General features: G+C 73.3%; 18 protein-coding genes. 8 read left to right on the top strand and 10 right to left on the bottom strand.

What is annotated here, in order from left to right; genetic code table 11:
* Window positions 1–138: 138 nt before the first annotated feature.
* Together ACZ7FF_RS04475 and ACZ7FF_RS04470 are read right to left on the bottom strand one after the other, a co-directional pair.
* Entirely contained in the window at window positions 139–726 is a 588-nt protein-coding gene (locus ACZ7FF_RS04475; RefSeq protein WP_470809372.1) for a TIGR03086 family metal-binding protein, read from the bottom strand.
* On the bottom strand, window positions 723–1187 hold the full coding sequence (locus ACZ7FF_RS04470; RefSeq protein WP_470809371.1) for a DUF6010 family protein: 465 nt from the start codon (window positions 1185–1187) through the stop codon (window positions 723–725). The genes ACZ7FF_RS04475 and ACZ7FF_RS04470 overlap by 4 nt, the downstream gene beginning before the upstream one ends.
* A gap of 143 nt (window positions 1188–1330) precedes the next feature.
* Between ACZ7FF_RS04470 and ACZ7FF_RS04465 the strand changes: the two genes are divergently transcribed.
* Window positions 1331–2530 (top strand): MFS transporter, encoded by a 1200-nt coding sequence (locus ACZ7FF_RS04465; RefSeq protein WP_470809369.1) that lies wholly within the window; start codon window positions 1331–1333, stop codon window positions 2528–2530.
* A gap of 16 nt (window positions 2531–2546) precedes the next feature.
* Here the strand turns inward: ACZ7FF_RS04465 and ACZ7FF_RS04460 are convergent, their stop codons facing one another.
* Window positions 2547–3710 carry a hypothetical protein gene (locus ACZ7FF_RS04460; protein ID WP_470809367.1) on the bottom strand — a complete coding sequence of 388 codons (1164 nt, stop codon included), beginning with the start codon at window positions 3708–3710 and terminating at the stop codon, window positions 2547–2549.
* 70 nt (window positions 3711–3780) lie between these two features.
* Complete coding sequence (locus ACZ7FF_RS04455; protein ID WP_470809366.1) at window positions 3781–4722, bottom strand: 5-dehydro-4-deoxyglucarate dehydratase; 942 nt, start codon at window positions 4720–4722, stop codon at window positions 3781–3783.
* 223 nt (window positions 4723–4945) lie between these two features.
* Between ACZ7FF_RS04455 and ACZ7FF_RS04450 the strand changes: the two genes are divergently transcribed.
* The 7 genes from ACZ7FF_RS04450 to ACZ7FF_RS04420 all read left to right on the top strand — a co-directional run bounded on the left by ACZ7FF_RS04450 (window position 4946) and on the right by ACZ7FF_RS04420 (window position 12332).
* The gene (locus ACZ7FF_RS04450) at window positions 4946–5755 is read left to right on the top strand and encodes an NAD-dependent epimerase/dehydratase family protein (protein ID WP_470809364.1); all 810 of its coding nucleotides are present in this window, start codon (window positions 4946–4948) and stop codon (window positions 5753–5755) included.
* Between the two features lie 321 nt (window positions 5756–6076).
* Entirely contained in the window at window positions 6077–6847 is a 771-nt protein-coding gene (locus ACZ7FF_RS04445) for a DeoR/GlpR family DNA-binding transcription regulator (RefSeq protein WP_470809362.1), read from the top strand.
* A gap of 88 nt (window positions 6848–6935) precedes the next feature.
* On the top strand, window positions 6936–8306 hold the full coding sequence (locus ACZ7FF_RS04440; protein ID WP_470809360.1) for an ABC transporter substrate-binding protein: 1371 nt from the start codon (window positions 6936–6938) through the stop codon (window positions 8304–8306).
* Window positions 8303–9241, top strand: a complete 939-nt coding sequence (locus ACZ7FF_RS04435; RefSeq protein WP_470809359.1) for a carbohydrate ABC transporter permease — start codon at window positions 8303–8305, stop codon at window positions 9239–9241. Before ACZ7FF_RS04440 ends, ACZ7FF_RS04435 begins: the two co-directional genes overlap by 4 nt.
* A complete protein-coding gene (locus tag ACZ7FF_RS04430) occupies window positions 9238–10062 on the top strand; it encodes a carbohydrate ABC transporter permease (RefSeq protein WP_470809357.1) in 825 nt (274 codons plus the stop codon). Before ACZ7FF_RS04435 ends, ACZ7FF_RS04430 begins: the two co-directional genes overlap by 4 nt.
* Window positions 10059–11048, top strand: coding sequence for a zinc-dependent alcohol dehydrogenase family protein (locus tag ACZ7FF_RS04425; protein WP_470809355.1), 990 nt, complete (start codon window positions 10059–10061; stop codon window positions 11046–11048). The genes ACZ7FF_RS04430 and ACZ7FF_RS04425 overlap by 4 nt, the downstream gene beginning before the upstream one ends.
* Window positions 11049–11108: 60 nt before the next feature.
* The gene (locus ACZ7FF_RS04420) at window positions 11109–12332 is read left to right on the top strand and encodes a TerD family protein (RefSeq protein WP_470809353.1); all 1224 of its coding nucleotides are present in this window, start codon (window positions 11109–11111) and stop codon (window positions 12330–12332) included.
* 54 nt (window positions 12333–12386) lie between these two features.
* Here the strand turns inward: ACZ7FF_RS04420 and ACZ7FF_RS04415 are convergent, their stop codons facing one another.
* The 6 genes from ACZ7FF_RS04415 to ACZ7FF_RS04390 form a co-directional block, all read right to left on the bottom strand.
* Entirely contained in the window at window positions 12387–12965 is a 579-nt protein-coding gene (locus tag ACZ7FF_RS04415) for a TetR/AcrR family transcriptional regulator (protein ID WP_470809351.1), read from the bottom strand.
* 123 nt (window positions 12966–13088) lie between these two features.
* Entirely contained in the window at window positions 13089–13727 is a 639-nt protein-coding gene (locus ACZ7FF_RS04410) for a 2'-5' RNA ligase family protein (protein ID WP_470809350.1), read from the bottom strand.
* Window positions 13728–13791: 64 nt separating this feature from the next.
* Complete coding sequence (locus tag ACZ7FF_RS04405) at window positions 13792–14799, bottom strand: 1-aminocyclopropane-1-carboxylate deaminase (protein WP_470809348.1); 1008 nt, start codon at window positions 14797–14799, stop codon at window positions 13792–13794.
* Between the two features lie 13 nt (window positions 14800–14812).
* Window positions 14813–15460, bottom strand: coding sequence for a GntR family transcriptional regulator (locus ACZ7FF_RS04400; protein ID WP_470809346.1), 648 nt, complete (start codon window positions 15458–15460; stop codon window positions 14813–14815).
* A gap of 91 nt (window positions 15461–15551) precedes the next feature.
* A complete protein-coding gene (locus ACZ7FF_RS04395) occupies window positions 15552–17132 on the bottom strand; it encodes a TROVE domain-containing protein (protein ID WP_470809344.1) in 1581 nt (526 codons plus the stop codon).
* 415 nt (window positions 17133–17547) lie between these two features.
* On the bottom strand, window positions 17548–18996 hold the full coding sequence (locus ACZ7FF_RS04390; protein ID WP_470809342.1) for an alkaline phosphatase PhoX: 1449 nt from the start codon (window positions 18994–18996) through the stop codon (window positions 17548–17550).
* Window positions 18997–19080 lie beyond the last annotated feature (84 nt).

Raw genomic sequence — 19080 nt, 5'->3', positions numbered from 1 at the left:
GCAATGAGCCGCCTCGCCGTGCACGCCCCGCGCGGTCGCCGCACCAGCCGTCCCCCGGACCCCGCCGCGCACACCCGCACGGTCGGCACAGCCGCCGCCCGGGCCCGGCCCGTTCCGCCGCCGTACGCGCCCGCGGTCTCAGTGGGTCGGGCTCCACCCGGGGTCCCGGCCGCTCAGGCCCACCGCCCGGTCCAGGAGGGGGGCCTCCGAGGGGACCGGGACGATCGGGCCGAAGAGGCCGCCGCCGCGGTCGGGGTCCTCCGCGGCCGCGAGGAGGAAGACGTGGGCCGAGTCCAGGGCCGCGGGGTCGGCGGTGTAGGGCCGCCCGAGAGCGCGGGCCAGGTCCCAGCCGTGGATCACCAGTTCATCGGCGACGACCGCGCCGGCCAGCTCACCCGGCAGGTCGACACCGCCCGCGCGGGTCATGCCGGTCCACGCGGCCGGGTCGCGCCAGGCGTCGGCGAGTTCGTCCAGCGCCTTGGGCAGTTCCTCGCGCCAGCCGGGGCCGATGTCCGGGACGGCGGCGGCCGGACTGGTGTCGGTCGTGGCACCGAGGTTCTTGCGCGCCGCGTCGCGGAAGGCGACGGACAGCGTCTGGATGTGGCCCAGCAGGTTCCGCACCGCGCACTTGGGGCACGGTGTCGGGTCCGTCAGCTGCTCGTCGGTGACCGTCTCGGCCAGCCGCGCCACGATGTGGGCCTGGGGGCCCAGGTCGACGATGGTCATGCCCTGCTCCTTCGGGGTTGTGCTGCCCGTACGCAGTGCTGACCGCCCGGCGCGCCGGAACTCATCGGTGCCCCACGGCGGCCCCGCAGCCACTCCCACGGCGAGCGCCCGCCCCCGAGGCACCACACCGCGATCACCGGGTCGCACAGCGCGCAGCCGAACGAGGAGTCGTGGGCGAACGGGATGATGGGGTGGCCCTTGAGGTGGTGCACGACGTCCCAGACCGTGTGCAGCAGCCAGCCGGCGCCGATCCAGGCCCAGGAGTCCAGGCCCTTGTAGGCGACGAAGGTGGCCACCGCGGTGAACACGAACTCCCAGCCGCCGAGTCCCCCGCCGCTGAGGTAGGCGGCGCCGGCGCCGGCGACCATGACCGCGTTGAAGCGGCGCCGGTGGGGTTCGGGGATCAGGGACATGAGGAGGACGTAGAGGAGCCCGATCAGGATCGGGGCGATGCAGCGCATGCGGCCGACAGTAGGTCCGGGCCGCCGCGCGCCCCATGGGCATTCCTGACAGGTTCCGACGGATTGTCGCCGCTCCGCCGGCCCGGCGTATGAGGCACCCGACCGATGCGCCGGTGCCCTCCTCAGACCCACCATGAGCAGGCATGACGACCTCTTCGACGGTGTCGCGCGTGCTGCGCGACCGCAACGCGGCCCTGTGTCTGGCGGCCGTGCTCGTGTCGGGCTTCGGCACCTCCTCCCTGTGGCTGGCGTCGGGTGTGTGGGTCAACGACCTCACCGGGTCCGACGGCCTGGCCGCCCTGTGCCTGTTCGCCATGTGGGCGCCCACTCTGGCGGGTCCGGCCCTGGGCACGCTCGCCGACCGCGTCCGCCGCAGGCCCCTGCTCGTGGCGGGCAACCTGGGGACGGCCGCGCTGCTGCCCGCCCTGTTCGCCGTGGACTCGCCTGCCCGCCTGTGGCTGCTGTTCGCGGTGCTGGCCGTGTACGGCGCCGAGGGAGTGGTGCACGACGCGGCCGAGTCGGCGCTGGTGGCCGCCGCCGTCGGCCCGGAGGTGCTCGGCGACGTCAACGGACTGCGCATGAGCCTCACGGAGGGCATGAAGCTCGTCGCCCCGCTGACCGGGGCGGGCCTCTACGCGGCCTGGGGCGGCCCGGCCGTCGCCTGCCTGGACGCGGTCACCTTCGTCCTCGCCGCCGGGCTGTGCGCCCTCCTGCGCGTGCGCGAGGAGCGGCCCGCACGGAGCCGCGGGCGCGGTCGGGGACGCACCGCCGAGGGCATCCGGCACGTGTGGGGGCACCCCGCGCTGCGCCCCCTGGTCCGGGCGGGCGGTACGACGATGTTCCTCGCCTCCCTGAGCGGCTCGGCGGTCTACGCCGTCGTCGGCCGCCTGGGCCACTCCCCCGCGTACGCGGGCCTGCTGTACGCCGTCCAGGGCGTCGGTTCGGTGACGGCCGGCCTGGTCGCCGGACCGTTGCTGCGCGGGCTCGGCGGACGCCGGTTCGCGGCGGCCGGGATCGCGCTGACGGGGATCGGGGTGATGGCGCGGGCGGTGCCGTGGGACGCGGCCGCCCTGGTGTCCGGTGCGGTGAGCGGGCTGGGGCTGCCGTGCGTGCTGATCGCCGCGCTCACCGCCGTCCAGCGGGAGACCCCGGGCCCGCTGCTCGGCCGGGCGACGGCCAGTGCGAACACGCTGCTCTTCGCCCCGAACGTGCTGGGGCTCGCCGTCGGGGCCGGTCTGGTCGAACTCGCCGGTCCCGGGCTGCTGCTGCCCTGCTACGGCCTGGCGCTGCTCGTGACGGCGGCCCCGCTCGCTTGTCCTGCTACCGCTTGGCGCTGCTCGTGACGGCGGCCCCGCTCGCTCAGCGCCCCGCCAGTGCCGAGCGCACCGCGGCGAGGTCCCCGTCCGACGCCAACCCCGCGTGATACAGCCGCAGTTCGGTCGCGCCGTCCGCACGCGCGCGTGCCGCGTCCGCCGCGAGCGTCCCGGGGCTGCCGCCCATCCCGGCGACGACGGTGAGGTTGGCCGCGAGGACGGTCCGCTCCCCCGCCCGCTCGGCGAAGGGCGCCAGCAGGGCCGTACCGTCGGTGCAGGGCACCACGACGCCGTCGGCGACGGAGAGGACGTGGCCGGGGTCGACGCCCGCGTTGGCGCCGCAGTGGTAGGAGACGGGGTCGGCGTGCAGCAGGACCTGGAAGCCGGCGGGCGCGGCGGCGCGGACGGCGGCGACGGCCTCCTCCTGGAGGGTGCGGGCGGTGCCGTCGCGCCACGCGCGCGTGGCGGCCGCCGTGTCCTCGCCGAGCAGCTTCCCGACCGTCGGCCATCCCTGGTCGTCCGCCGCGCCCCGCCACAACGGCTCCAGCCCGGTGCGCACCGAGGCGGCCAGCGCGTCCCCGTCCAGGCCGTGCGTGCCGTACCCGGCGCGGCAGGACGGGCAGAAGCAGAGCGACATCAGGTACTGCCCGGCGTCCCCGAGGCCGACGCCGGAGATCTTGTCGTGGGCGTGCAGGTGCCCCAGCCCGTACCAGCCGAGGGACTCCAGTTCGGTGCCCCGCGCGCCGGGGCGTACGGCGGCCTCGGCGGCCAGGTCGACCAGGTACGCGCGCGTGGCGGGCTGGGCGATGCAGGGCGCCCACGGGTAGCGGTCGCCGTAGGCGTTGACGACCGAGGTGTCCGGGTGTTCGGCGCCGAGCCGGGAGTTGTGGGCGAGGACCACCCAGGTGTGGACCTCCAGACCGGCGCCGGCGAGGGCCCGCGCGGCCTCGCCGTGGGCGTCGCCGGGGGCCCAGCGGCCGGCGTGGTACGGGCGCAGGCCGCGGCCGGCCCAGCGGGCGCCCGCCGGGTAGAGGACGGCCGCGTACTCGGCGGTGACGACGCGGTGGCGGGGGTGGCGGGGGGTCAGGGCGCGGGTGGAGTGGTAGGCGGCGGCGAGGGTCACCTGCTCGACGCCGAGTGCGGCGATGCGCTCGGGGGCTTGAGGGTCCCCGTTGACGTCCCAGGGATAGACGAACGCCGAGGCCTTCACGCGTCCCCCTCCGGAAGCGCGGAACCGTCGCCGATCACGCGTCCCCCTCCGACAGCGCGGAACCGTTCGATCACGCCTCACCCTCCAGCAGCGCGTAGCCGCGCTCGATCAGCCGGGCGAGCTGTTCGACATGGTCCTCGGCCGGCTCGTGCAGCGGGGGCCGAACCTCGCCGACGTCCAGGCCGCGCAGCCGTACGCCGGCCTTGACGAGGGAGACGGCGTAGCCGCGGCCCTGGGCGCGCAGTTCCACGAGGGGGCGGAAGAAACCGTCGAGGAGGCGCCGGACGGTGTCCGTGTCGTCCGCGGCCAGGGCCCGGTGGTGGGCGAGGGCGATCTCGGGCGCGAAACAGAAGACGGCCGAGGAGTACAGGGTGATGCCGAGGGCGCGGTAGGCGAGCTGGGTCTGCTCGGCGGTGGGCAGGCCGTTGAAGTACAGGAAGTCGCCCGGCGCCTCGGTGCGCACGGCGCTGACGATCCGCTGCATGAGGTCGAGGTCGCCGAGGCCGTCCTTGAGGCCGATGACGCCGTCGGTGCGGGCGAGTTCGACCACGGTCGGCGGGGTGAGGACCGCGTTGTCGCGCTGGTAGACGATCACCGGGAGGGCCGTGGCGGCGGCGAGCTCCCGGTAGTGGCGCAGCAGGCCCTGCTGGCCGGCGAGCACGAGGTAGGGCGGCATGGCGAGGAGGCCGTCGGCGCCCGCCCGCTCGGCGAGGCGGGCGTGGCGGACGGCCAGTGCGGTGCCGTAGCCGGTGCCCGCGACGACCGGGACGCGGCCCTCGGCCGCCTCGACGGCCACCCGGACGCAGGCCTCGAACTCCTCCGGCAGCAGCGCGTGGAACTCCCCGGTGCCGCAGCAGGCGAACACGGCGGCGGCCCCGGCCGCGACGCCCCGGCTCACATGGGTGCGGTAGACGTCGAGGTCGAGCGAGCCGTCGGGGCCGTAGGCGGTGACGGGGAAGAAGAGCGGCCCGCCCGGCGCGCGGAGCCGGGCGGCGAGAGGGGCAGGCGTCACTGGTTCTCCCCGTTGGTGCATGTCTCTGATCAGCGTCTACATTCCTGAACGATCTCAAGCTAAGTGCCAGCAAGGGGGCCGGTCAAGCGCCCGCACGGGCATCCACCCGGCGGAATGCCCCTTGTCGCGGCACACTTGACGAGGCGGATCACCGCTCCCTAGCGTGTCCATGCATATGAACTCTGTCCACACATGCGACCGTTGACATCGAGGAGACCGAAGGATGCCCGCTCCCCGCACCGTGCTGCTCACCGGCGCCGCCGGCGGGCTCGGCACCCTGATGCGCTCCCTGCTGCCGGAGTACGGCCACACGCTGCGCCTGTTCGACGTGCGCCCGGTCGAGGACGCGCCGGACGCGATCACCGCGGACCTCGGCGACACGGACGCGCTGCGCGAGGCCGTGCGGGGCGTCGACGCGGTCCTCCACCTCGCGGGCATCTCCCTGGAGGCGCCCTTCAAGAAGATCCTCAGGTCGAACATCGAGGGCACCTACAACCTCTACGAGGCCGCGCGCGCGGAAGGCGTGCCCCGGATCGTCTTCGCCTCCTCCAACCACGCGGTCGGCTTCACCCCGGCCCCGCGCCCGGGCGAGGCGCCGATCCCCGTGGACACCCCGCGCCGCCCGGACACCTTCTACGGCCTGTCGAAGTCCTTCGGCGAGGACCTGGCCCAGCTCTACTGGGACAAGCACGGCCTGGAGACCGTCTCGGTGCGCATCGGCGCCTGCTTCCCGGAGCCCACCAGCGTGCGCATGCTCTCGGTGTGGATGAGCCCGGCCGACGGCGCCCGCCTCTTCCACGCGGCCCTGAGCGCCCGGGACGTCGGCCACACGGTCGTCTACGGCTCCTCCGCGAACACACGGCTGTGGTGGGACCTGGGCAGCGCGCGGGCGCTGGGGTACGACCCGCAGGACGACTCCGAGCGCTTCGCCGCGAAGCTGATCGCCGAGCAGGGCGAGCTGGACCCGGCGAACCCGGCCCACAGCCACCTGGGCGGGCCCTTCTTGAACGACCCGCCGATCTGGCCGTACTGACCCTCCGGGGACGCCGGGCGCCGGGCGGCGGGCGGCGGGCGGCGGGCGGCGGGCGGCGGGCGGCGGGCGGCGGGAAACGATCGCTCACACGCGCGGGCGGGCACCGAACGGGCCCGCCCGCCGCCGCATCCGGGCACCGGAGCCGCCCGTTTCCACTCCGCGCCCGGCAGCCGCGCAGGTCCGCGGCGGGCACGACCTTCGGCAAACGGGCCCAAGCGGGCAGCATCGGATGCGCAACAGGCCTGGTCAGGGTCGCGGACCGGCGGTAGAACTTCCCCCATGGGCCCGAACGGGCACTTCCACAGGGAAGCGGGTGACGACATGGCCACCAGGACGGCGGAGGAACGCCGCCGCGAGATCGTGCGATCCGCCCGCGCCACCGGTTCGGTCGACGTCGCCGCGCTCGCCGTGGAACTGGGCGTGGCCAGGGAGACCATCCGGCGCGACCTGCGGGCCCTGGAGGACCACGGACTCGTCCGCCGCACCCACGGCGGGGCCTACCCCGTGGAGAGCGCCGCCTTCGAGACCACGCTGGCCTTCCGGTCCACCAGCCAGGTGCCCGAGAAGCGCCGGATCGCCACGGCCGCGGCCGACCTGATCGGGGACGCGGAGACGGTCTTCGTCGACGAGGGCTTCACCCCCCAGCTCATCGCCGAGGCACTCCCCGAGGACCGGCCGCTGACCGTGGTCACCGCGTCCCTCCCGGTCGCCGGCGCCCTCGCCGAGGCCGGTCACGTCCAGGTCCTGCTCCTCGGCGGCCGGGTCCGCGCCGGCACCCTGGCCACCGTCGACCACTGGACGACGAAGATGCTGGCCGGCTTCGTGCTCGACCTCGCCTACATCGGCGCCAACGGCATCTCCCGCGAGCACGGCCTGACCACGCCCGACCCGGCGGTCGCCGAGGTCAAGGCACAGGCGATCCGGGCCGCCCGGCGGACCGTGTTCGCCGGCGTCCACACGAAGTTCGGCGCGGTCGGCTTCTGCCGGTTCGCGGAGATCGGCGCGCTGGAGGCGATCGTGACCAGCACCCTGCTCCCGGCCGCCGAGGCCCACCGCTACGCCCTGCTGGGCCCTCAAGTCATCCGGGTCTGACCCAGCAACCCACCTGTCCCCAGGGGCATTTCACGCCCGTGAATGCCCTGAATGCCCTGAATGCCCTCATCATCCCCAGGAGTGATCCATGCGCACCCCGAGCCGACGGAGGCCGCGAGCCACGCTCGCCACGGCCGCCGCAGGGACGCTGCTCGCCCCGCTGCTGACCGGCTGCTGGGTCGGGGCGGGCGGGACCGGATCCGGCGGCGACTCGATCAACGTGCTGATGGTCAACAACCCGCAGATGGTGGAGCTGCAGAAGCTCACCGCCACGCACTTCACCAAGGAGACCGGCATCAGGGTGAACTTCACCGTCCTGCCGGAGAACGACGTCCGCGACAAGATCAGCCAGGACTTCGCCAACCAGGCCGGCCAGTACGACGTCGCCACCCTCTCCAACTACGAGATACCGATCTACGCCCGCAACGGCTGGCTCCAGCCGATGGACCCGTACGTCGCCAAGGACCCCTCGTACGACGAGAAGGACGTGCTGCGGCCCATGCGCCAGTCCCTCACCGGCGACGACGGCAAGCTCTACGGGCAGCCCTTCTACGGCGAGTCGTCCTTCCTCATGTACCGCAAGGACGTGTTCGCGGCGAAGGGCCTGACGATGCCCGCGCACCCCACCTGGCGCCAGGTGGCCGACCTCGCCGCGAAGGTGGACGGCGCGAGGCCCGGGATGCGGGGCATCTGCCTGCGCGGACTGCCCGGCTGGGGTGAGCTGATGGCGCCGCTGACGACGGTCGTGAACACCTTCGGCGGCACCTGGTTCGACAAGAGGTGGGAGGCGCACCTCGACTCCCCCGAGTTCGAGAAGGCGACAAAGTTCTATGTCGACCTCGTCCGTGCGCACGGCGAGTCCGGCGCCGCGCAGTCCGGGTTCGCCGAGTGCCTCAACGACATGACCCAGGGCAAGGTCGCCATGTGGTACGACGCCACCTCCGCGGCCGGCTCCCTGGAGGCCAAGGGCTCCCCGGTCGAGGGCAGGCTCGGCTACGCCCCCGCCCCCGTCGAGCTGACCAGGTCGTCGGGCTGGCTCTACACCTGGGCCTGGGGCATCCAGCACGCCTCCCGCAACCCCGACAAGGCCTGGAAGTTCGTCTCCTGGGCGTCGGGCAAGGAGTACGAGCGGCTGGTCGGCGAGACGAGCGGCTGGCCCGACGTCCCGGCGGGCAAGCGGGCCTCGACGTACACGAACGCCGACTACCGCAGGTCGGCCGCCGCCTTCCAGGAGACGACCCGGCAGGCCATCGAGAGCGCCCGGCCGGACGACCCCGGGGTGCAGCCGCGGCCCGCGCCCGGCATCCAGTTCGTCGGCATCCCCGAGTTCACCGACCTCGGCACCAAGGTCTCCCAGGAGATCAGCGCGGCCATCGCCGGACGCCAGTCCGTGGAGGCGGCCCTGAGGAAGTCCCAGCAGCTCGCCGAGAAGATCTCCAAGGAGTACGAGGGACGATGACAGCCACGACGACGGCCTCCTACGCGGCCACCCCCGCACGGGCGGTGAAGCGGCCCCCGGCCCGGCTGCGCGCCTGGGCCACCCGGGCCCCGCTCCTCCCGGCCCTCGTGTTCATGATCGCGGTGACCCAGCTGCCGTTCGTGGCCACGCTGGTGATCTCCTTCTTCGACTGGAACGCCCTCTATCCCAAGGCCCGCCGCTTCACCGGCCTCGACAACTACCGCCAGGTGCTCACCGACCCGGACCTGCGCCACTCGGTGTGGACGACGGTGCTGCTCACGGTGGCCGTGGTGCTGGCCAGCCTGGTCCTCGGCCTGGCACTGGCGCTGCTGCTCGACCGCAGGTTCCGCGGCCGGGGCATCGTCCGCACCCTGCTCATCGCGCCCTTCCTCGTGGTGCCGGTGGCGGCGGCCCTGCTCTGGAAGCATGTGCTCTACAACCCCGAATACGGCCTGCTCAACGGGTTGTTGCACGATGTGGGCGGCCCGCAGCCGGACTGGATCTCGCACACCCCGCTGCTCGCGGTCGAGGCCTCCCTGGTGTGGCAGTGGACGCCGTTCATGATGCTGATCCTGCTCGCCGGACTGCAGAGCCGGGACCAGCAGCAGATCGAGGCCGCCCGGGTCGACGGCGCGGGCGACTGGCAGATCTTCCGCCATCTGACCCTGCCCCACCTGCGCCGCTATCTGGAGCTGGGCGCCCTGCTGGGTTCGATCTACATCGTGCAGAACTTCGACGCGGTCTTCACCATCACCTCCGGCGGCCTGGGCACGGCGAACCTGCCCTACACCGTCTACCAGAGCTTCTACCAGGCCCACGAGAACGGCCTGGCCTCGGCCGCGGGCGTCCTGGTCGTCATCGGCTCCATCGTCATCGCGACCTTCGCCCTGCGCGTGGTCTCGTCCCTGTTCCGCGAGGAGGTGTCCCGCGCATGAACGCGGTACGCCGTAACGGGCTGGGCCTCGTGGCCTGGCTGGCCGGCATCGTCTTCTTCCTGCCCATCGCCTGGATGGCGCTGACGTCCTTCCACTCGGAGCAGGACGCGGCGACCAACCCGCCGTCCTTCACCGCCTCCCTCACCCTCGACGGCTACCGGGAGTTCTTCGGCACCGGCGGCGGGGCGAGCCCCTGGCCCGCCCTGATCAACTCCACGGTGGCGTCCGTCGTCTCGACGCTCTGCGTGCTGCTGCTCGCCCTCCCGGCGGCGTACGCGCTGTCGATCCGTCCGGTGCGCAAGTGGACGGACGTGCTGTTCTTCTTCCTGTCCACCAAGATGCTGCCGGCCGTGGCGGGCCTGCTGCCGATCTACCTGTTCGCCAAGAACGCCGGGATGCTGGACGACATCTGGCTGCTGGTCATCCTCTACACCGCCATGAACCTGCCGATCGCGGTGTGGATGATGCAGTCCTTCCTCGCCGAGGTCCCGGTGGCGGTCATCGAGGCGGCACGGGTGGACGGCGCCCGGCTGCCGACGGTCCTCGCGCGCGTCGTCGCCCCGATCGCCCTGCCCGGGATCGCCGCGACGGCGTTGATCTGCTTCATCTTCAGCTGGAACGAACTGTTGTTCGCCCGGGTGCTGACGGGTGTGGTCGCCGAGACCGCCCCCGTCTTCCTGACCGGCTTCATCACCAGCCAGGGCCTGTTCCTGGCGAAGGTGTGCGCCGCGTCGCTCGTCATCTCCCTGCCGGTGCTCGCCGCGGGGTTCGCCGCCCAGGACAAGCTGGTCCAGGGCCTGTCGTTGGGAGCCGTGAAATGAAGGCCGCCGTCATCGAGTCCGTGGGCCGCGCCGTCGTCACCGAGGTCCCCGACCCGACGCCAGGGCCCCGCGAGGTCGTCGTCCAGGTGGCCGCCTGCGGCCTGTGCGGCACCGACCTCCACATCCTCCAGGGCGAGTTCGCGCCCAAGCTGCCGATCGTCCCCGGGCACGAGTTCGCGGGCGAGGTGGTCGGGGTCGGCACCCAGGTCACCGAGGTCGCGGTCGGCGACCGGGTGGCCGTCGACCCCTCCCTGTACTGCTACGAGTGCCGGTACTGCCGGACCGGCCACAACAACCTGTGCGAGCGGTGGGCCGCGATCGGTGTGACGACCGCGGGCGGCGCGGCCCAGTACGCGGTCGCCCCCGTCGCGAACTGCGTCAGGCTGCCCGAGCACGTGCGCACCGAGGACGCGGCCCTGGTGGAGCCCCTGTCCTGCGCGGTGCGCGGCTACGACGTCCTGCGCTCCCGGCTGGGCTCCCACGTGCTGATCTACGGCTCCGGCACCATGGGCCTGATGATGCTGGAGCTGGCCAAGCGCACGGGCGCGGCGAGCGTGGACATGGTCGACGTCAACCCCGCCCGCCTGGAGACGGCACGGCTGCTCGGCGTCTCGGCCGCGGCGGCAGGCGCCGACGAACTCGACCGTCCCCAGGGCTGGGACGTGGTCGTCGACGCGACCGGCAACGCGGCCGCCATCCAGGACGGCCTGGACCGGGTGGCGAAAGCGGGGACGTTCCTGCAGTTCGGGGTCGCCGACTACGCGACCCGGGTGACGATCGACCCGTACCGCGTCTACAACCAGGAGATCACCATCACCGGCTCCATGGCGGTGCTGCACAGCTTCGAACGGGCGGCGGAGCTGTTCGCGAACGGGGTGCTGGATCCGCGGGTGTTCATCAGCGACCGGATCCCGCTGGAGCGGTACCCGCAGGCACTGGAGCAGTTCGCCGCCGGGGTCGGCCGGAAGATCGTCGTCGTGCCGTAGGCCGTTCGGCGGGTAAGGGAACGGTAAAGCAGCTTCGTTCGTTCACCCGGCATGACAGCTATGACCCCTGGCTCGAACATCCCTCTCTCCACCGCGCGCGTCACGGTGGACGTCGCCGCTCCCGTGCGGCTCGACGTGTCGAGCCTGCTGCTCACCACCGACGGCAAGGTGCGTTCCGACGCCGATTTCATCTTCTACAACCAGCCGTCCGGACCGGGTGTGACCTACCGGTCCGGCGGCGGGGCCGCGCCCGACGCGATCACGGTCGACACCGCCGCCGTGCCGCCGGACATCGAGAAGATCGTGGTCACGGCCAGCCCGGACGCGGCCGGCCAGACCTTCCAGGGCATCGAGCCGACCGCCACCGTCCGCGACGCGGACGGCGGCGCGGTGCTCGCCACGTTCACACCCCCGCAGCTGGGCACGGAGACCGCGCTGGTGGTCGTCGAGATCTACCGGCGCGGCGGCCAGTGGAAGGCCCGCGCCGTCGGCCAGGGGTACGCCGACGGGCTGGCCGGCATCGCGACGGACTTCGGCGTGACGGTGGAGGAACCCTCGGCCGCGCCCGCGGCGCCCCCGCAGCCGGCCGCGGCCCCCGCGCCCCCGCGGCAGCCGGTCGCCCCGCCGCCGCCCGCGATGCAGCCGCCGGTCACCCCGCCGGCCCCGCCCGTGCCCGCTCCCCCGGCGCCGCCCGCGCCGGGCGCCGGGAAGGTCAACCTGGACAAGGGCCGGGTCAGCCTGCAGAAGAACCAGACGGTGTCCCTGATGAAGGGCGGCCGCCCGCTGCTCTCCCTGGTGCGGATGGGCCTCGGCTGGGAGCCCGCCTTCCGCGGCAAGGACATCGACCTGGACGCCTCGGTCATCGCCTACGGCCCGCAGCGCAACCACATCGACAGCTGCTACTTCGGCAAGCTGACGATCCTGAACGGCTCGGTCAAGCACTCCGGTGACAACCTCACCGGCGAGGGCGCGGGTGACGACGAGGCGATCACCGTCGACCTGGGCCGCCTCCCCCAGGAGGTCTCGGGCCTGGTCTTCACGGTCAACTCCTTCTCCGGGCAGAAGTTCACCGAGGTCGCCAAGGCCTACTGCCGCCTGCTCGACGCCACGACCGGCGAGGAACTGGTCCGCTTCGACCTCACCCACGCCGAAGCCCAGACGGGCGTGATGATGGCCAAGCTCGTCCGCCAGTTCTCCGGCGAGTGGGACATGACGGCCCTGGGCGAGTTCGTGAAGGCTCGCACGGTCAGAAACATGGTCGAGCCCGGCGGCCGGGCCCTGTAAGCGGTCGTACGGCGGACCGGCGGCGCCCCCTCATCCGGGGACCGCCGCCGGTCCTCAGGCCCCGGCTCCCGGCCGCAGCCCCTCCGTCAGCAGGGAGAGATAGCGGCGGATCTGCGTCCCCTGCCCGTTCGCCAGCTCCGACGCCGACGCCACGCCGTGCGCGAGACGCAGGACCTCGATCGGCTCGACGTCCGCGCGCAGGCTGCCCGCCCGTTGCGCGGCCTCGACCAGCCGCCGCGCCGCGTCCTGCACGAAGGTGCCGCAGGCCGTGCCCGCGACCGAGCTGCCGTCGGTGACGGCCGAGCCCAGCAGGGCCTTCATGCCGCGCACCTGGATCGTCCCGACGCACACCTCGTTGAGCCACTCCACCAGCGCCTCGCCCGGCGGCAGCGCCGCGGCGAACTCGTCGGCCCGGGCCGCCATCGCCTTGATCCGGTCCACGTAGGCGGCCTCCAGCAGATCCTGCCGGGTCGGGAAGTGCCGGTAGAGGGTGCCGGAGCCGACACCGGCGCGCTTGGCGATGTCGTCGAGCGACGCGTTCTCCCCGTGCTCGGCGAAGGCCTCGGCCGCGACCTGCAGCAATCGCTCGTAGTTGCGCCGGGCGTCCGCGCGCATGTGCCTGACCTGCGGCATCCAGCCCCTCCTCGCGAACCGGGGACAGCGAACCGGGGATCCCCTCCGAATCCTACCGACGCCCAGGCCCCCCGCTCAGCGCCCACCCCGGCCACCCGCACCCGGCGGCCGCCGGTCACCCGGTCAGTCCCGTGCCGGTGGCTCGTAGCCGCCCGTCGCCGGTTCCGGGTCGAGGTGGTGGCTCATCGCCCCCGTGCCCAGGGCGATCGTGGCGCGGGTGTGCATGGGGCCGTCGCCGCGGCGGGAGAGCACGGTGACCTCGGACACGCGCGCGTGGAGGACGCCGAGGCGGGCGGCGCACTCGGCCGCGAGGACGCGCGGGGCCCGGGTGCGCCCGAGCGAGAGATGCGGGGTGAACCGCGGGAAGCGGTCGGTGCAGTTCGGGAAGGGCTCCGCCAGCACGCGCCGAAGCTCCGTCCAGGGCGCGTCGCCGGCCGCCGCCGGATCCAGCCACACGGTGGCGTAGGCCCTGTGGCGGAAGGCGTGCACCCCGCCGAGCCGGACGTCGAAGGGCTCGCGTCCCGCGACCGCCGCGGCCAGCAGTGGGAGCGCCAGGGAGAAGTCCTCCTCCGGCACGAAGCCGAAGACCAGGTTCACATGGGGCGGCCAGCGGCGGATCTGCGGGTCGTGCTCGACGCGGATCGCCTGGACGGCCGGCCACAGCTCGGCCGGCGGCAGCCACGCCACGGCGGTCCGGGGCGTGGGGGCCGAGCCGAGGCGGCCGGAAACGGCGGCCGGTCCGTGCGTCGGAGGACGGGGCACACCTCCATCATGGCCCCGCCCCTCGTCGCCCCGCCCCCGGTGCGTGCCCTCGGCGCCGCCCCGGCTAGAAGAGGGCGCTGTAGGCGTTGAGCGCGGGCTGGCCGCCGAGGTGGGCGTAGAGCACGGTGGAGTCCCCGCCGATCTCCCCGCGCCGGACCAGGTCCACCAGCCCGGCCATCGACTTGCCCTCGTACACGGGGTCGGTGACCATGCCCTCGGTCCGCGCGGCCAGCCGCATCGCCTCCAGAGTGGCCCCGTCGGGGATGCCGTACGTCCCCGCGTGGTACCGCTCGTCCAGCTCCACCGTCAACTCGCCCTTCACTCCGACGAGTTCCCCGGTGGCACGGGCGATGCGGGTGATCTGCTCACGGGTGCGGGCCGGTTCGGCGGAGGCGTCGATGCCGAGGACCCGGCGCGGCCGCCCGCCCGCTTCCTCCAGCGCCCGGAACCCGGCGACCATGCCCGCCTGCGTGGACCCGGTCACCGAGCACACGACGACCGTGTCGAAGAAGACGCCCGACTCCTCCTCCTGCGCGGCGACTTCGTGGGCCCAGCGGGCGAAACCGAGCCCGCCGAGCGGATGGTCGGAGGCACCGGCCGGGATGGCGTACGGCTTCCCGCCCGCCGCCTCGACGTCCCGCAGCGCCTGCTCCCAGCTCTCCTTGACCCCGATCCCGAACCCGGCGCGCACCAGCCGCACCTCGGCCCCGGCCAGCCTGCTGACCAGGATGTTGCCGACCTTGTCGTACACGGAGTCCGGCCAGTCCACCCAGCTCTCCTGCACCAGCACGCAGCCCAGTCCGGCACGGGCGGCGACGGCGGCGACCTGGCGGGTGTGGTTGGACTGCACCCCGCCGATCGACACCAGCGTGTCGCAGCCCTTGGCCAGCGCGTCGGCCACCAGGTACTCCAGTTTGCGGGTCTTGTTCCCGCCGTAGGCGATCCCCGAGTTGCAGTCCTCCCGCTTGGCCCAGAGGGCGGCACCGCCGAGGTGGGCGGTCAGGCGTTCCAGCGGGTGCACCGGGGAGGGGCCGAACAGGAGCGGGTAGCGGTCGTACGACGACAGGGACACGGGGCCTCCAGGGTCAGTCGGGGTCGGCCAGGGCCGTGAGCGTGCGCCAGATCTCCGCCGTGACGTCGGCCGCGCCGGCCACGTCACCGGCCGCGCAGGCCTCGATCAGCCGCTCGTGCAGCCCGGCCGAGCGGCAGGAGCCGCCCTCGCCGAAGCGCTGCCGCTCCAGGCGGCGGATGAGCGGGGTGTAGCGGGCGGCGGTGGCGGCGGCCGCGCGGTTGCCGGCCGCCCGGACCAGCACGTCGTGCAGGGCGTCGTCCGCGCGCAGGGCCTCGTCCACGTCCCCCGCGCGGACGGCGGCGGCGAACCGCTCGTTGGCCGCGCGCATGGCGGCGAGGTCCGCGTCCCGCAGCCGGGGCACGGCGACCCGGGTGGCCAGCTCGTGCATGGCGCCGACCACGGCGGCCGCGTCCCGTACGTCGGCGGCGACGAGCGGGGTGACCCGGGTGTAGCTCTGCGGCTTGCTCTCCAGCAGCCCCTCGTCCACGAGCCGCGCGAACGCCTCGCGCACGGGCGCCCGGGACAGCCCCAGCCGCTGCGCGAGGTCGGCGTCGCGCACCGCCGCGCCGGGCTCGATCTCTCCGGCCACGATGGCGTCCCTGATCGCCGTGTAGGCGCGGTCGCGCAGGAGGGTGCGGGGAACGGGTCGTAGAGCGTCCACGAACTGAAATGTTAGATATCAGGAGGCGGGCGGACAAGGGTGTGGCCCGCACCCCGTACGGGCGCGGGCCACGTTCGGCGCCGGAGGCGGTTCACGCCTCCCACGGCCACCGGGCGTCGCGGGCGGCCTCCAGCAGCGGCACCATCCGGAAGGCCGAGTCCGTCAGGCCGCCGAAGGTGTGCCGGTTGCCCGTGCCCGACGGGCCGTGGCCCGCGCGGTAGCCCGCCAGGTTCCAGGTGTAGACCGGGATGTGGGCCGGGACCTGCTCGGTCGGGCCGCCGTGGACGCTGTGCGCGTACTGCTCGTCGGTGACGATCAGCACCCGGTCCTGTCCCCGGTAGTGCGCGCGGATCGCCGAGGTGGTGTCGGTGCCGCCGAGGTCGCCGAAGCGCCCCAGGATCTTCAGCACCGACTCACCCCTGTCGAACGCCAGGCGCCGGCTAGTGGAGCCGAACTCCACGAGGTCGGCGTCCTCGGCGCGCACCGCGAGCGCGGTGCCGAAGACCGCCGCCGCGTCGGCCCGGTTGAGCTCCGAGCGGTCCGACAGCCGCGCCCACATCGAGCCCGAGCGGTCGACCAGCACCAGCGTCCGGCCCGGCAGCGCGGGCACGTTGGCCAGCGAGTGGCCGAGCGCCCGCTCCAGCGGGTACGCCCAGCGCAGCGAGGGCGCGTGCTGGTACGCGGCGAGGTAGCGGAAGGGGAACTGGCGCGAGCGAGCCACCTGCTCCGGGTCGCTGATGCGCGCGGCGACCTGGGCAGCGACCTCGTCCGACACTCCCGCCTCGTCGAAGTTGCGCAGGTTGCGGACCAGCGCCATCGCGCCCATGGACGGGATCACGGCCTCCCAGGCCGCCTTGTCCATGGGGCCCTGCAGCCACCCGGCCAGCGCCTCCCAGGTGATCCCGGCGGCCGCGAGCCGCTCGGCGCCGTCGGCCGCCGCCACGACCGCCCGTCGCTCCCCGACCGGCACCGCCATCAGCTCGCGGTGCGCGTTGAGCACACGGTTCGAGGCGGGCGGCACGGCGGTGTCCGGGTTGTGCCGGCGGTCCAGCGCGTACCGGAACAGCTCGCCCTGCCACGGCTTGTCCGGGTCCGGCACCGCGTGCACCAGGTTGAGGATGTCGCCGAAGCGGTATCCCTTGGACGCGGTGTCGTACTTCAGCAGCGACTTGCCGTGGTAGAGCCGTCGTACGGCGTCGGCGATCCCGCGCTTGACGGGCTTGGGGACGGCGCGGCCGTACGTCGCCGTCCAGTAGGCCAGCAACTCGCCGGGCTCGTCCGGGCGCTGGAGCACGGAGGCGATGACCTGCCGATTTGCGGGACCGTCGGTGACTTCGGCGTCGAGGCGCGCCTTCACGTAGTCGGCGGCACCCACGACCGCGGCGGTACGGATGTTGCCCTCACCGCGCAGCCAGCCGAGCAGGCCGGCCGTCCACGACGGGTCGGAGACGGCGAGCTCGCGCACGAGCGCGGCGAACCGGTCGTCGCGGGCCTCACCGCTCTCGTAGAAGGTCCGCTGCGACACGAAGTCGGAGACGGCGAGCAGAAACAGCTCGGAGCGCGCGTCACGCTCGTTTCCGCGGCCGCCCTCGTATGTGCGCAGTACTCGCCCCGTGGACGTCACCCGCGAACTCGGCCGCGCCTTGGCGGCCTTGGTGTTGAATCGCGACATGCTGAATTCCCCCGAATTCTCTTGCGTTTCGGAGGGAGGCGCGGCAAAGGGAGGGGGTCCGAGATCGAGTCGGCCGCGGCATGGGATTCTCTGGGAAAGAAGTAACCGCCGCCTGCACACCGGGCACCCACCTTGAGCTGCGCCTCCCGAGATCAAGTCGGCCGCGGCACGGGATTCTCTGCGAAAGAAGTAACCGCCGCCTGCGCACCGGGAGGTGCATGAAGTTGTGGTGTCCAGAGATCGAGGCCGGCGGAACCGACAAAGGTGCTCTTACCCCTGAGCTACACCGGCTCGTCGTACCGGTGGCGGGACTCGAACCCGCGGCCGCCCCATTATCAGTGGAAGTAGGTCCTGCCTTCGCACCTGGACGTTCATCACTCTAGGAGGAGTGCCGCGGGTCGGGCGAACGAATTAACTACCGCTTCTGCCGCTTCCAGGGCCCGGTGACGGCGAGCATGATGCCCGGCTCCTGGATGTTGGCGTAGAGGGTCCGGCCGTCGGGGGAGAACGTGACGCCGGTGAACTCGCTGTACGCCGGCTCCTGCGCGGTGCCGATGTTCAGTTCGTTGCGGGCGATCGGGTAGGTCCGACCGCTGTCGGTGGCGCCGAACAGGTGCTGGACGCCCTCGCCGTCCTCGGCGACGACCAGACCGCCGTACGGGGAGACGGTGATGTTGTCGGGGCCGTCGAAGGCGCCGTCGGCGGCGGGGTCCGGGTTCACGCCGAGCAGCACCTTCAGGGTCAGGGTGCGCCGCTTGGGGTCGTAGAACCAGACCTGGCCGTCGTGCTGGACGGGGCTCTCCGAGCGGGCGTAGGAGGAGACGACGTGGACGCCGCCGTCGCCCCACCACATGCCCTCCAGCTTGCGGGCGCGGGTGACCTGGCCGGCGGTGAACTGCTTGCGGACGGAGACCGTCCTGGCGTCGCGGTCCGGGACGTCCACCCAGTCCACCCCGTACACCGTGCCGGTCCTGGTGGCGCGGGAGAGGTCGTCCACGAACCTGCCGCCGGAGTCGAAGCACTTGAAGGCCTGGAGCACGCCCGCGTCGTCGGCGAGGGTGCCCAGTCGGCCGCGGCCGTGGCGGAAGCCCGCCGGCGGAGTCCAGCGGTAGAACAGCCCGTTGGGGCCGGCGGCGTCCTCGGTGAGGTAGAGGTGGCCGCGCCTGGGGTCGACGACGACGGCCTCGTGGGCGTAACGGCCCAGCGCCTTCAATGGCTTGGGGTCGCGGCCCGCCCGGCGGTCGGCGGGGTCGACCTCGAAGACGTAGCCGTGGTCCTTGGTCATGCCGTTCTGGCCGGCCTTGTCCTCGGTCTCCTCGCAGGTCAGCCAGGTGTCCCACGGGGTGCTGCCGCCCGCGCAGTTGGTGGAGGTGCCGGCGATGCCCACCCACTCGGCGACGTGGCCGCGGCGGACCTCGACCACCGTGCAGCCGCCGGCGGCCGCGGGGTCGTAGACCAGGCCCTCGGTGAGCGGCACCGGGTACGTCCAGTCGGCGCGCGGGCCCTTCAGCTCGTGGTTGTTGACGAGGAGGGTGGCGCCGCGGGGCCCTTCGAAGGTGGAGGTGCCGTCGTGGTTGGACGGCGTGAACTCGCCGGACTCCAGCCTCGTCCTGCCGCTGTAGGTGATGATCTCGTAGGAGAAGCCGGCGGGCAGGGCGAGGATGCCGTCGGGGTCGGGGATCAGCGGGCCGTAGCCGACGCCGTGGTGGCCGTGCGCCGGGGCGCCGTCCGTGCTCCCGGTGTCGGTCTCCGTGGACGCGAGGGCGTTCGGCGCGGTGGCGAGGGCGCCGACGGTGCCCGCCAGGGCGACCCCGGCACCGGTGATCGCGGATTTCCTGGCGAAGTCCCTGCGGGTGAGCGACATGGTGTCTCCTGTGACGGTGGGAGTGCCGTGGAGGGTGGCGGGCCCCGGTTCGGCGCACACGCTCCCGTCGGACCCTGAACACGA

The sequence above is a fragment of the Streptomyces sp. NPDC037126 genome (assembly GCF_055605965.1).
This window is presented reverse-complemented; position numbering and strand designations above follow the sequence as displayed.

Excerpts from the sequence above, each read along its gene's own strand:
- ACZ7FF_RS04435 (WP_470809359.1), top strand. The coding sequence starts at position 8,303 with ATGACAGCCACGACGACGGCCTCCTACGCGGCCACCCCCGCACGGGCG.
- ACZ7FF_RS04445 (WP_470809362.1), top strand. The coding sequence starts at position 6,077 with ATGGCCACCAGGACGGCGGAGGAACGCCGCCGCGAGATCGTGCGATCC.
- ACZ7FF_RS04390 (WP_470809342.1), bottom strand. The coding sequence starts at position 18,996 with ATGTCGCTCACCCGCAGGGACTTCGCCAGGAAATCCGCGATCACCGGT.
- ACZ7FF_RS04395 (WP_470809344.1), bottom strand. The coding sequence starts at position 17,132 with ATGTCGCGATTCAACACCAAGGCCGCCAAGGCGCGGCCGAGTTCGCGG.
- ACZ7FF_RS04415 (WP_470809351.1), bottom strand. The coding sequence starts at position 12,965 with ATGCCGCAGGTCAGGCACATGCGCGCGGACGCCCGGCGCAACTACGAG.
- ACZ7FF_RS04440 (WP_470809360.1), top strand. The coding sequence starts at position 6,936 with ATGCGCACCCCGAGCCGACGGAGGCCGCGAGCCACGCTCGCCACGGCC.
- ACZ7FF_RS04430 (WP_470809357.1), top strand. The coding sequence starts at position 9,238 with ATGAACGCGGTACGCCGTAACGGGCTGGGCCTCGTGGCCTGGCTGGCC.
- ACZ7FF_RS04420 (WP_470809353.1), top strand. The coding sequence starts at position 11,109 with ATGACCCCTGGCTCGAACATCCCTCTCTCCACCGCGCGCGTCACGGTG.
- ACZ7FF_RS04425 (WP_470809355.1), top strand. The coding sequence starts at position 10,059 with ATGAAGGCCGCCGTCATCGAGTCCGTGGGCCGCGCCGTCGTCACCGAG.
- ACZ7FF_RS04450 (WP_470809364.1), top strand. The coding sequence starts at position 4,946 with ATGCCCGCTCCCCGCACCGTGCTGCTCACCGGCGCCGCCGGCGGGCTC.
- ACZ7FF_RS04465 (WP_470809369.1), top strand. The coding sequence starts at position 1,331 with ATGACGACCTCTTCGACGGTGTCGCGCGTGCTGCGCGACCGCAACGCG.
- ACZ7FF_RS04475 (WP_470809372.1), bottom strand. The coding sequence starts at position 726 with ATGACCATCGTCGACCTGGGCCCCCAGGCCCACATCGTGGCGCGGCTG.
- ACZ7FF_RS04470 (WP_470809371.1), bottom strand. The coding sequence starts at position 1,187 with ATGCGCTGCATCGCCCCGATCCTGATCGGGCTCCTCTACGTCCTCCTC.